General features: G+C 70.7%; 11 protein-coding genes. 4 read left to right on the top strand and 7 right to left on the bottom strand.

What is annotated here, in order from left to right; all coding sequences use genetic code 11:
* Positions 1-3 precede the first annotated feature (3 nt).
* Complete coding sequence (locus tag A4R43_RS17305) at positions 4-1,056, bottom strand: SDR family oxidoreductase (protein ID WP_113693276.1); 1,053 nt, start codon at positions 1,054-1,056, stop codon at positions 4-6.
* 70 nt (positions 1,057-1,126) lie between these two features.
* Here A4R43_RS17305 and A4R43_RS17300 point away from each other — a divergent pair, with 70 nt between their 5' ends.
* From A4R43_RS17300 to A4R43_RS17285, 4 genes are all read left to right on the top strand, one after another.
* Positions 1,127-2,005, top strand: a complete 879-nt coding sequence (locus A4R43_RS17300) for a LysR family transcriptional regulator (protein WP_113693275.1) — start codon at positions 1,127-1,129, stop codon at positions 2,003-2,005.
* 100 nt (positions 2,006-2,105) lie between these two features.
* Complete coding sequence (locus A4R43_RS17295; protein ID WP_113693274.1) at positions 2,106-2,642, top strand: hypothetical protein; 537 nt, start codon at positions 2,106-2,108, stop codon at positions 2,640-2,642.
* Between the two features lie 177 nt (positions 2,643-2,819).
* Positions 2,820-3,707, top strand: a complete 888-nt coding sequence (locus A4R43_RS17290) for a trypsin-like serine peptidase (RefSeq protein ID WP_113693273.1) — start codon at positions 2,820-2,822, stop codon at positions 3,705-3,707.
* A 95-nt stretch (positions 3,708-3,802) separates the two neighbouring features.
* Positions 3,803-5,194: a class II 3-deoxy-7-phosphoheptulonate synthase gene (locus A4R43_RS17285; RefSeq protein WP_162788502.1), complete on the top strand. Its 1,392-nt coding sequence runs from the start codon at positions 3,803-3,805 to the stop codon at positions 5,192-5,194.
* Between the two features lie 133 nt (positions 5,195-5,327).
* Here the strand turns inward: A4R43_RS17285 and A4R43_RS17280 are convergent, their stop codons facing one another.
* The 6 genes from A4R43_RS17280 to A4R43_RS17255 all read right to left on the bottom strand — a co-directional run bounded on the left by A4R43_RS17280 (position 5,328) and on the right by A4R43_RS17255 (position 12,397).
* A complete protein-coding gene (locus A4R43_RS17280) occupies positions 5,328-6,653 on the bottom strand; it encodes a wax ester/triacylglycerol synthase family O-acyltransferase (RefSeq protein WP_113693271.1) in 1,326 nt (441 codons plus the stop codon).
* 225 nt (positions 6,654-6,878) lie between these two features.
* Positions 6,879-7,475, bottom strand: a complete 597-nt coding sequence (locus A4R43_RS17275; RefSeq protein WP_113693270.1) for a TIGR03086 family metal-binding protein — start codon at positions 7,473-7,475, stop codon at positions 6,879-6,881.
* An 18-nt stretch (positions 7,476-7,493) separates the two neighbouring features.
* Complete coding sequence (locus tag A4R43_RS17270) at positions 7,494-8,504, bottom strand: sigma-70 family RNA polymerase sigma factor (protein WP_236809224.1); 1,011 nt, start codon at positions 8,502-8,504, stop codon at positions 7,494-7,496.
* Positions 8,505-8,634: 130 nt separating this feature from the next.
* Positions 8,635-10,131 (bottom strand): SPFH domain-containing protein, encoded by a 1,497-nt coding sequence (locus tag A4R43_RS17265; protein WP_236809078.1) that lies wholly within the window; start codon positions 10,129-10,131, stop codon positions 8,635-8,637.
* A 29-nt stretch (positions 10,132-10,160) separates the two neighbouring features.
* Positions 10,161-10,367, bottom strand: a complete 207-nt coding sequence (locus A4R43_RS17260; protein ID WP_113693268.1) for a hypothetical protein — start codon at positions 10,365-10,367, stop codon at positions 10,161-10,163.
* Positions 10,364-12,397, bottom strand: coding sequence for a Stk1 family PASTA domain-containing Ser/Thr kinase (locus A4R43_RS17255; protein ID WP_113693267.1), 2,034 nt, complete (start codon positions 12,395-12,397; stop codon positions 10,364-10,366). Before A4R43_RS17255 ends, A4R43_RS17260 begins: the two co-directional genes overlap by 4 nt.
* Between the last annotated feature and the right edge of the window lie 10 nt (positions 12,398-12,407).

Genomic DNA, 12,407 nt, shown 5'->3' with positions numbered 1-12,407 from the left:
CGATCACGGGATGATGTGGCGCTTGCGCAGCTCGTCGAACAGGCGCCACATCATCTCCTCGGTGTCGACGAACTCACCGAAGCCGAACCGGCGTGCCTTGGTGCCGTCGGCGAACATGTCGTAGTCCCACGACAGCACAAAATCGGCGAACGGCCAGGCCGAAACCCGTTGGTACGGCGTGGGTTCGAGGTTGTGCTCGGCGACGATCCGGTTCCACAGCGGTTCCTTGTCCGCCATCACCACCTCCAGCGACATGGGCAGCGGGGGAGCGGTCTCCATGCCGAAGTACCGCGCGATCTTCGGCCACAGCTCGCTCCATCGGAACAGGTCGCCGTTGTTGATGTTGAACGCCTGGTTCGCGCAGCGCTCGTCGGTGGCCGCCCAGACGGTGGCGCGGGCGAGCAGCCCGGCGTCGGTCAGCTCCAGCAGCTTGTCGTAGGCACCCGGTTTCCCGGGGAAGCGCAGCGGCAGGCCGAGTTCCTTGGAGATGGTCGCGTACACCGCGATGGACACGGCCAGGTTCATCGGGTTGCCCAGCGCGGTGCCGCCGACCACGGACGGCCGGATCGCCGACCAGGTCCAGGATTTCCCCTGCTGCCGCCGTTCCAGGAACTCCTGCTGGTCCACATTGAACTCGGGCGGCAGATGCCCGGCGTCGTCCTCGCGGGCGGGTGTCTTGAATGGACCGAGGTGCGCGCCGTAGACCTTGTAGCCCTGCATGAGGCTGACGTGACGCAGTCCGGCGGCGACCGGCTCGATCGCGTCGACCACGTTCACCAGCATCGCCAGGTTCGGCGGCACCAGCTCGGCCCAGGTCGGGCGATCCTGGTACGCGGCGTAGAAGATGTGCGTCACGTCGGTCAGCTCGCCGAGTTTCGCGTGGCAGTCCTCGGCGTCCAGCAGATCGACGGCGACGTGCCGCACGCGCTCGGCCGGCTCACCGCCGCGCCGGGACAGGCCGATGACCGTCCAGTCGCCGAGCCCGACGAGGTGTGCCACCAGGTTGCTGCCGATGATTCCGTGTGCGCCCACGACCAGGGCGACCTTGTTGCTCATGCCTCGATGTTCGGCGGCCGTAGAACATAAGTCCAAGTCTTGTTTCGCATGCGGCCGATAAGCTTTGTTCATGAGCACGCTGCGCCGCTTCGAGTACCTGGTCGCCGTGGTGGACGAGGGGTCCTTCACCAGGGCCGCCGAACGGCTGCACGTCACGCAGCCCGCGTTGTCCCACCAGATCCGCGCGCTGGAACACGACGCGGGCGGTGCCCTGCTGGAACGGCTGCCGCGTGCGGTTCGGCTGACCGCGATGGGCCGCGCGATGCTGCCGCACGCCAGGGCCGCGCTCGCCGACGCCGAGCGCGCGGTCTGCGCCGCCCGGCAGGCCGCCGGGCTGGAGGCCGCGGAACTGCGCGTGGCCACGGTGTACTCGGTGAGCCTGGGCGTGCTGCCGCCGGTGCTGCGGGAGTGGAGCCGGCGGCACCCCGGTGTCGCGATCACGCTTTTTGAGCACCGGCACACCGGCGAACTCCGCGAAGCGATGCTCGCGGGGCAGGCCGATCTCGCCGTCGGGCCGCGTCCGGACGGCTGGGAGGGCCCGGTGCGCACGCTGGGGGAGGAGGACTTCGTGGTGGTGCTCGCCGCGAACGACCCGGCGGCACAAGGGAAATCGGTGCGCCTCGCGGACCTCGCCGACCGCGGCTGGGTGCACTACGCGCCGGAGAACGGGCTCGCCGAGGTGCTCGACCAGGCGTGTGCGGCGGCCGGGTTCACCCCGCGCGCGGCGATCCGCGCGGCACAGACCGCGGCGGTCCCACTGCTCGCCGCCGCCGGGCTCGGCCCCGCGCTGGTCCCGTCGAACGTCCTGCCCGACGACTTCGCGGGCGCGGTGCGCCTGCCCGATCCGCCGGTGCGCCGGGAATTGACCGCCTACACCCGGGGCACGCCGGATCCGGTGGCCGAGGCGTTCGGCGAGTTGCTGGCCGCCCGAGCCTTCCAGGAATTTTGAGAAAATTTCTCCCCGTGCCCTGTACGTTCCCGTGAAAGATTATTACGCTCCCGTCCGGTTCGACCCTGCGGCAGTAATGCGAAACCGTTCTGGAGGGAAAATGCGCAAATTCCTGGTGCGCTCGTTCGTGGCGGGTGCGATCGCGTCACTCGGTGTGCTGGCGAGCGCCGGTGTGGCCTCGGCTTCGGCCGACGGCGCCGATCCGGTGTTCGACCAGCCGGGCGCGGAAGTGGGCGCCATGGTGACCAAGCTGACCCACAGCCAGGCCACCTCGCGGCTGCGCTCGTCCGGCATCACCTGGTCGTCCAGCGGTGGCTGCAGCGACCGCAACCGGCCCAACTGCACGTCGTTCGAGCAGGTCAACCTGGCCACCATCCAGGGGGCCCAGACGCTGAAGTCGGCCTCGGGCTGCGGCCTGAACGTCACCGGCGGCACCGAGACCGGCCACGCCAGCGGCACCTACAGCCACTGGAACGGCTACAAGCTCGACTTCTCGCTGAGCAGCTGCCTGACCAACTACATCAAGGGCAACTTCAGCGCCATCGGCGGCAACAAGTGGAAGGCGGGCTCCGGCAACATCTACTACCTCGAGTCCAACCACTGGGACGTCACCTTCTACAACTGCGGCGGCTGCTGATTTTTCCGAATGCCGGAATCTGTGCGTTGAACGGCGTACTGATTCCGGCATTCGGCGCACAACTTTCGTCTTGAGCGGGGCAGATGGCGTATTGCCGCTGTGTAGTTGCCTGATTACCGTCAATTCGTTCGGGCGGCAAGAAACCGTCGGGTGCGAAGGCGACGAAGAGGTGGCGCGATGAGGCGAGCTTCGATATTGACCGCGATCGGACTGGTGCTCGGCGCGCTGCTGACCGCTCCCGCCACCGGGCAGGCGCAGGCCGCCACCGACTACTGGACCCCGGAGAAGATGCGCTCCGCGGTGCCGGTGGAGAAGCTGCTCACCGCACCGCAGGCCGGGGTCGGCGATGTGCTCGCCGGGCTGCCGGAGATCATTCCCGCCGCCTTCCCGAGCACCGGCGGGCCGTGGGAGGGCGGCGGTGACGTGGTCAAGACCGCGGGCCGGGTCTTCTTCACCATGGGCGGCCAGAACGCCTCGTGCAGCGGCAACGCGGTGACCAGCGCCAACAAGAGCACGGTGATCACCGCCGGGCACTGCGTGAAGTACCAGGGCGCCTTCCACACCAACTGGATCTTCGTGCCCGGCTACGACAACGGGAACGCGCCCTACGGTGAATGGCCCGCCACCAGCACGCTGACCACGCCGCAGTGGGAAGCCGGCGAGGACATGAACTACGACATCGGCGCGGCCGTGGTGGACCAGGTCGGCGGACAGTCGCTGACCGACGTGGTCGGCTCGCAGGGCATCGCGTTCAACCAGCCGCGCAACCAGAACATGTACACCTTCGGTTACCCGGCGGCCGATCCCTACGACGGCACCACGCTGATCCACTGCAGCGGCAGCACGTTCACCGACTTCCTGCTCACCAGGGACCACGGGATGAGCTGCGACATGACCGGCGGGTCCAGCGGCGGGCCGTGGTTCCTGCAGTTCGACGAGCAGACCGGCCGCGGGGTGCAGGCTTCGGTGAACAGCTTCGGCTACGTCTTCCTGCCCGGCGTGATGTTCGGCCCGTACTTCGGCGCCGAGGCGCAGGCGCTCTACAACGAGGCGCAGGCCGCATGACCGCGGGATGAAAGGTGAACGAGTTCGCGGTGTTCACTGCATGGGACTGGCGTCCCGGCGACCGGGAGACGGGGGTCACCCCATATTCTTGACCCGTGAACTGGACAGTGGACGTTCCCGTAGACACGCTCCCTGAACTCCCGCCGCTGCCGCCCGAACTGCGGGCCAGGCTCGACGAGGCACTGGCCCGCCCGGCGGCCCAGCAACCCGACTGGCCCGACCAGGGGCTGACCCGGCGGGTGCGCGGCGTGCTGGAGAGCGTGCCGCCGATCACCGTGCCCGCCGAGATCGACCGGCTGCAGCAGCGGCTGGCCATGGTGGCCAACGGTGAGGCGTTCCTGCTCCAGGGCGGTGACTGCGCGGAGACCTTCGAGTCCAACACCGAACCGCACATCCGGGCCAACCTGCGCACGCTGCTGCAGATGGCGGTGGTGCTGACCTACGGGGCCAGCCTGCCGGTGGTCAAGGTGGGCCGGATCGCCGGTCAGTACGCGAAACCGCGCTCGGCCTCGACCGACTCGCTCGGGCTGCCGGTCTACCGCGGCGACATCGTCAACTCGCTGGTGGCCAAGCCGGAGCTGCGGGTGCCCGATCCCGGCCGGATGATCCGCGCCTACGCGAACGCCGGTGCCGCGATGAACCTGGTGCGCGCGCTGACCGCGGCCGGCATGGCCGACCTGGCCCAGCTGCACGACTGGAACCGCGACTTCGTCCGCACCTCGCCCGCCGGGGAGCGGTACGAGGCGCTGGCCAGCGAGATCGACCGCGGCCTGCGGTTCATGTCGGCGTGCGGGGTCACCGACACCTCGCTGCACACCACCGAGATCTTCGCCAGCCACGAGGCGCTGCTGCTGGACTACGAGCGCTCGCTGCTGCGGCTGGACAACGCCGACGCGGCCAACCCGAAGCTGTACAACCTGTCCTCGCACTTCCTCTGGATCGGTGAGCGCACGCGGCAACTGGACGGCGCGCACATCGCCTTCGCCGAGCTGCTGCACAACCCGATCGGGTTGAAGATCGGCCCGACCACCACGCCGGAGCAGGCGGTGGAGTACGTGCGGCGGCTCGACCCGCGCAACGAGCCGGGCCGGCTGACGCTGATCGCGCGCATGGGCAACGGCAAGGTGCGCGAGGTGCTGCCCGCCATCGTGGAGAAGGTCGAGGCGTCCGGGCACAAGGTCATCTGGCAGTGCGACCCGATGCACGGCAACACGCACGAGTCGTCCACCGGCTACAAGACCCGGCACTTCGACCGGATCGTGGACGAGGTGCAGGGCTTCTTCGAGGTGCACCGCAAGCTGGGCAGCTACCCCGGCGGCATCCACATCGAGCTGACCGGCGAAGACGTCACCGAATGCCTCGGCGGTGCGCAGGACATCTCCGACATCGACCTGGCCGGCCGCTACGAAACCGCCTGCGACCCGCGGCTGAACACGCAGCAGTCGCTGGAACTGGCCTTCCTGGTCGCGGAGATGCTCCGCTCGTAATTTGGCCGCGCCTCCGGCGCGGCGGCGAGGTCGCTTTTGAGCCGGTGACTGGAGCGACCTCGGAGCACGGCCTTGGGGGCCGAGCCCCGAGCCCGCTCCAGTCACCGGCGCGACCTCGCGGGCGGTGTCGGGCTCACATGCAGGTGGCGACCAGCTTCGCGGTGGACTTGTCGAAGGCGTCCCGCAGGGAGCCGAGGTCGGCGACGGCCTCGCCGTTGGCCTGCAGCCCGATGTGCACCGACTCGCGGTAGATCGACACCGCGATGCCCAGCGCCTGGTGCGGCGGCAGCGGCACCAGCGGGTAGATCTCCCGCAGCCGCGCGCCGTCCAGGGTCAGCGGACGGCCGGGCATCGGCACGTTCGTCACCACGGTGTCGAACAGCAGCGGCGCCGCCCGCCCGGCCGCCCTGGTGGCCAGGCGGTGCACCGGCGCGGGCAGCCGGTTCGCCAGGATCGGGAAGGCACCCGGCCCGGTCGCGGTGCCCTTGGCCTTGGCGTGGTCCATCGACCGGCGCACCGCGTGCAGCCGCGCCACCGGGTCGTCCAGGCCGACCGGCAGGTCGCACAGGTAACCCGAGAGCTGGTTGCCGTCGGTGCTGCCCTGCTGCCGCGCGCGCACGCTGACCGGGATCAGCGCACGCAGCGTGCGATCGTCCGCGCGCTGCCCGCGGTTGACCAGCCAGCTGCGCAGCGCACCGGCCACGATGGCCAGCACCACGTCGTTGGTGGTGCCGCCGTGTGCCTTGCGCACCCGGCGGAGATCGGCCAGGTCCAGGCGGACGAAGCCGAGGCAGCGTTCGTCGGCGTTCGGCGCGGAGATCGGTGAGGTCGGGTACGGCCGCGCGGCCCGCAGCACCGACGACGCGATCGACGCGCCTTCGGTGGCTTGGGCGACGACGGCGGAGAAGCCGTCCTTGAGCAGGCCCAGCGGACTGCGCGGCGGCTTGGCGGCGACCGGCTTGGCGGCGGTGGCGCGAGGCGTGCGGGCGCCGGGCAGTTCGTCGAGCAGGCCCGACCCGATCGAGAAGGCGCCGGCGCCGTCGGTGAGCGCGTGGTGCAGCTTGAGCAGTACCGCGAACCGGCCGTCGGGCAGCCCGGTCACCAGGCACAGGTCCCACAGCGGGCGGTCCATGTCGAGCGGTTCGGCGATCCACAGTGAAGCGAAGGCGGCGAGCGGTTCCGGTTCGTACAGCGAGGAAACGTGGTGCACGTGGATGTGGTCGGCGGGGTCGAAGCCGGGGTCCTCGGCCCAGGCCGCGCCGCCCGGCGGCAGCAGCGTGGGGCGAATGTGCTTGCGCAGCTTGGGAATCCGCGCCGCGCGAGCGGCGAGCAACCGGCCGAGGTGCGCGGTGTCGGCCGGCCCGTCGAAGGTCACCACCGCGCCCATGTGCATCGGGGTGCGTTCGCCCTCCAGGCAGAGGAAGGCCACATCGAGTCCGCTGAGCTGGCCGTCGAGCATCGATCAGACCTCCCTGGAATGGTTCGTGGAATCGGCAACCAGTTCATCAGCATGACGTGTCAGGGGAATGGTCGGGGTGTTTCCACGGGGATAACGCATCCTCTCGTTCACTCGAAAGGAGGACATTCGATCTTCCGGGGATTCCTCGCTGTCGAGTTTCCCGCCGATCCCCGGCCGGAGGCAGCCGCCTTTTGCCCTAAACGCGGTGAAACCGTTGCCAGGTAACTAATCTCGGCTGACTAGCCCGGGCGAGTGTGAGCAAGCTCTCCGGCCCAGAAAAGCGAGCAGGCGGTCACCGGCGGACGCCCCGGCGGGTACTGCGATCGGTGCGGCGAATCGCTCCGGACGGTCGGCGGCGGTGACGAACAGTGCGGAAAGCTCGAGCATTTCCGCGGCGAGCGCGGGCGGTAGTGGACGGTCGTGCCCGCAGGCGCGCGCGACGTCCCAGCCGTGCACCGCGATCTCCAGCGCCCCGGCACCGGCAACCACGACCGCGGTCATCGGCGCCCCCGCCACCGAGACCGGACCCGCCGCCGGTTCACCCATCCAGGCGCCGAGAAGTTCACCCGCCCGTGCCCGCACGGCAGCCGCCGGATCACCCGGCACCGGCGCCACCGGGTCGAGGCCGACGCGGCCGAGGTTGGCAGCTTCGGCCAGCGCGATGAGCGCGTCGTCCAAATGCGCCAGCAGTGCACGCAGGTCCCAGTCCCGGCACGGGGTGGCGTTGCCCATCGACTCGTCGGTGACCAGCCGCAGGCAGCCCAGCGTGTAACCGACGGCGCGCTCCAGCAGGGCGACCCCGCCGGCCAGCGCGGGCGGCATGGGGGACACGGCGGTGGCTCAGGCCGTGGCGGCCGGGTAGTCGGCGGGCAGCGACTCCGGCAGGTCGAACACCGCGAACAGGTCCGCGTCCACGAAGTTCGCCACGTGGCTGATCCCGGCCGGGCCGACGGTGAGCACCTGGAGGTTGAACGCGCGGAACCGCTCGCCGTCGCGCTCGCGCAGGTAGGTGCCGAACGCGGGCTGCCCGTTGGCCCAGGTGGGCAGCAGGCGGGTGTGGCCGGGGCGGCACGGGCACCGGCTGCTCAGGTGGCGCGCGATCCGCTCGGCGCCGAGGTACCAGCCGGCGAACGGCGGCATCTCCCAGACCGCGTCCTCGGTGAACAGCGAGATGATCGCCGGGATGTCCTTGGCCTCGAAGGCGGTGACGAACTTGTCGAGCAGTTCGCGCTGGTCGGCTGCCGACGGCTCGGTCACCTCGTTCTCGGTCGGCGCGATCTTCTCCAGCTGGGCGCGGGCGCGCTGCAGGATGCTGTTCACCGCCGGGGTGGAGATGTCCATCAGCTCGGCGACCTCGGCGGCCCGCCACTTCAGCACGTCACGGAGGATGAGCACGGCACGCTGACGCGGCGGCAGGTGCTGCAGCGCGGCCACCAGCGCCAGCCGGATGCTCTCGCGCGAGGTGACGATCGCCGCCGGGTCGGCGCCGTCGGCCCCGGTCAGCGCGTCGGGCACCGGCTCCAGCCACGGCACCTCGTGGCGTTCCTGGAGGTCGTCCTCGGGCTCGCAGCCGGGCGCGCCGAGCCCGGTCGGCATCGGACGCCTGCCGCGGCTCTCCAGCGCGGTCAGGCAGGCGCTGGTGGCGATGCGGTAGAGCCAGGTGCGCAGCGAGGAGCGGCCCTCGAAGCGGTCGTAGGCACGCCAGGCGCGGAGGTAGGTCTCCTGCACCAGGTCCTCGGCGTCGTGCACCGAGCCGAGCATCCGGTAGCAGTGCGCCATCAGCTCGCGCCGGTACGGATCGGCCTGGCTGAGGAAGTCACCGTCGACCCCCGGGCTCATCGTCTCCGTCATCGTCACCACGACCTTTCCTCCCGCCTTGCCGAATCCTAGGCCGCCCAGATGGCTCCGTCAGCGGTATTGACCGGACGCGGGCGGCGAACTCATCGGTCGGCGGGAAATACGTGTCCAGCCCGCGATCGGTTCAGCGCAGGTCGGTGGTGGTGGGCACCACCGAGCCGTTGGCCTCCGGCTCCACCGGCTTGCTGGTCTGGCCCATCGCCTCCATCAGCTGGCGGGCCAGGCCGAGTCCGGTGCCGCCCAGCGAGAGCGCCTTGCTGAACATGTCGGACACACCGTCGGCGCCGTTGAGCACCACCATGTGGTCCACGCTGCCGAAGGCCTTCGCCCCGGCTTCGACGATCTCCGGCCAGCGTTCGGCCAGCTGCTGCGCCACCACGGCTTCCTGGTTCTCCGCCAGCGCCGCGGCCCGCGCCTTGATGGCGTCCGCCTCGGCGAGGCCCTTCGCCTTGGCCGCCTCGGCGTCGGCGAGACCCTTCGCCCTGGCGGCTTCGGCCTCGGCCAGGCCCTGTGCCTTCGCCGCGTGCGCCTGGGCGTCACCGGTTGCCCTCGTCGCCGCGGCGCTCGCTTCACCGCGTGCCTTGGTGGCCTGCGCTTCGGCCTCGGCGGCGGTCTTCACCTTGGTCGCGTCGGCCGCCGCCCGCAGCTCGGTCTCCTTGGCCTCGGCCTGCGCCTTGGCGATCGCCGCGTCGCGCTCGGCGTCCGCGGAGGTCCTGGTGTCGTAGGCGCGCGCGTCGGCGGGCTTGCGGACCTCCGACTGCAGCCGCTGCTCGGCCAGCGCGGCCTCCAGCTCCGCCGCCCTGGTCTCCTGCACCACGACCTCCTGGCGGGCGGTCGCCTCGGCCAGCGGACCCGACTGGCCCGCCTTCGCCCGCGCCTGGTCCACTTCGGCCTGGAACCCGGCCTGCTTGATCTCGCTCTCGCGGATCGCGCCCGCCTTCTGCGCGGCGGCGACCTGCTCGGCCTCGGTGGCCTCCTGGTCGCGCTGCGCCTCGGCGATGCGGGCGGAGGCGGCCACCGCGGCCGCGTGCGGCTTGCCCAGGTTCAGGATGTAACCCGACTCGTCGTCGATCTCCTGGATCTGCAGCGAGTCCACCACCAGCCCGAGCTTGATCATCTCGTTCGCCGAGGAACTGCGGATCTCCCCGGTGAGCGCGTCCCGGTTGTGGATCATCTCCTCGATGGTCAGCCCGCCGACGATCGAGCGCAGGTGCCCGGCGAACAGCTCGTGGATGGTGTTGTTCATGCCGTCCTGCTGGTCGAGGAACCGGCGCGCGGCGTTGGCGATCGAGGCGAAGTCGTCGCCCACCTTGTAGATCACCACCGCCCGCACGGTCACCGGCAGGCCCTGCTTGGTCACGCACGAGACCTGCAGGTTGGCGCCCCTGGTGTCCAGCGACAGCCGCCGCGCGGTCTGGAAGCCGGGGATCACCAGCACGCCCTTGCCGGTGATGATCTTGAACCCCAGGCTGTCCGCGGTTTCCGAGCGCTGCACGCGCACGCCCCAGCCCGAGATGATCAGCGCCTCGTTGGGCTCGGCGACCTTGTACAGCATGCGCAGCAGGACGAACAGCACGATGATGGCGCCGACGACAACGCCGGCGAGGATCAGCGGATCCACGTCAGTCTCCCCCAGTCAGAAGTGGCTGGTCAGACGAGTGGCTGCCAGCGCTGGACGTAGACCGTACGCGGCGCCTCGAAGTCCACCACCAGGACCTGGGTTCCGTTTTCAAATCGTTCTTCACCGTCGGCCGGGTAGGCGTAGAACGCCTCCGTGCCACCCCGCACGGACAGCAGCACCTCGCCGATCAGGCCGGGTCCGATGGTGCCGGTGACCCGGCCGCGGCTGCCGATCACAGGAACGTCCTGATCTTGATCTTGGTCCCCTTGCCGACCGGGGTGCCTGCCGGTGGATCGGTCTCCAGCACCAGGTTGAAGTCGTTGCCCTCGTCGTCCTTGCCGCGCTTGAAGTCCGGGTCGAGCCCGGCCTCGCGCAGGATCTTCGCCGCTTCCTTCGGTGAGCGGCCGACCACGTTCGGCACCTGCACCGCGCTGGAGAGGTACACGCCGATCCGCTTGTCCCCGCCGGTCACCACGGTGCCGCCGGGCGGGCTGGTCCGGCTGACCTTGCCGGCCGGCACGTTCTGCACGAACTCCTCACCGGCCTGGAACGGCTGGAACCCGGCGTCGGTCAGCGCCTTGAACGCCTCGTCCTTGCTCTTGCCGGTGACGTCCGGCACCGGCAGCGGCGGCGGGCCCTTGGACAGCCCGATCGACACCGGGTCGCCGATGTTGGCCTTGCTGCCCGGGGTCGGCTGCACCTTGACCACCGCGCCCTTGGGCACGGTCGGGCTGTAGTCGTCGAGCGCCGGGTCCAGCTTCGGCTCCAGCTTGACCAGCCGGATCGACTGCTCCGCGGTGGCCGGGTCGGCGCCCGGCTTGATGTCGGGCACCACCGGCTGGCCCTCGGAGACGACCACCGACACCTGCTCGTCGAGCAACACCTCGGCACCGGCGTCGGGATCGGTCCGGATGACCGTGCCCGCGGGCACCGTGTTGTGCAGTTCCTTGGTGTAGGCCGGGTTCAGCTGGACCGCGCGCAACGCGTCGCCCGCCTCGGCCTGCGACATGCCGGCCAGCTTCGGCACCTCGGCGTACCGGCCGCCGGAGTACCACCAGGACGCCGCGCCGATCGTGCCACCGAGCAGCACCACGACCAGCCCGATCAGCAGGTACATCCGCCGCCGGTTGCGCGGGGGCGGTGGCTCCTGGTAGGCGGGCGTGCCGGTGGGCGGCGACGGCGGCGGCTGGTGCGCTGGCGGCTGGTGCGGTGGCGGTGGTGGCACCGGCCGGTCGTACATCTTCGTGGCCCGCGGCCCGGCCGTCGGCTGCACGGCGGGCACGGCCGGGGCGGTCGGCGCGGCGGCGATCGCGGCCAGGTGCGGGGTGGTCTTCTCCACGTCGGATTCGTGGTCCACGTCCGGGGGCGGCGGCACCGGCACCGGAACCGGCTGAATGCCCAGCTCGGCACGCACCCGCAGGAGTTCGTCGAGGAAGGCGCCCGCGTCGGCGGGCCGGGCCTCCGGATCGCGGCGGGTGGCCCGCAGGACGAGCTGGTCCAGCGCGGGCGGAATGCCGGGGCGGACCTGGCTCGGCGCCGGTACGTCGTCGTTCACGTGCCGGTAGGCCACCGAAATCGCCGTGTCGCCGGTGTACGGGGTCTGCCCGGTGAGCATCTCGTAGAGCAGGATGCCCGCGGAGTACACGTCGCCGCGCACGCTCGCCGCGCCGAGCGTGACCTGCTCGGGGGAGAGGTAGGCGACCGTGCCGAGAATGACGCTGGAGCTGGTGGTTCCCGCGCTGGCCACGGCGCGGACCAGGCCGAAGTCGCCCACCTTCACCACGCCGGCGCCGAGCTGGCCGCCGCGGCCGATGAGCACGTTCTCGGGTTTGACGTCGCGGTGCACCAGCCCGGCGCGGTGCGCGGCGGCGAGCGCGGCGAGCACCGGCTCGGCCACCGACAGCGCCAGCGCGATGTCCAGCGGCCCCCGCTCGGTGAGCACCTCACGCAGCGTGCCGCCGTCGACCAGTTCCATCACCAGGAAGGCGCGGCCGACTTCGGCGGAGTTGTCCAGGCCCTGGTCGTGCACGGCGACCACGTTCGGGTGGTGCAGCTTGGCCGCCGACCGCGCTTCGCGCTCGAAGCGGTCCACAAAGGAGCGGTCGTCGGCGAACCGCGGGTCCATGACCTTGATCGCCACGGGCCGGTCCAGCCGGGTGTCCACGCCGCGGTACACCGAGGACATGCCACCGCGGGCGAGCAGCCGGTCGACCCGATACCGCCGGTCGAGCAGCGTGCCGACCAGGCTGGTTTCCGTGCGTGTCACGGTTGACGAT

The organism is Amycolatopsis albispora, from assembly GCF_003312875.1.
Lineage (GTDB): Bacteria > Actinomycetota > Actinomycetes > Mycobacteriales > Pseudonocardiaceae > Amycolatopsis > Amycolatopsis albispora.
This window is presented reverse-complemented; position numbering and strand designations above follow the sequence as displayed.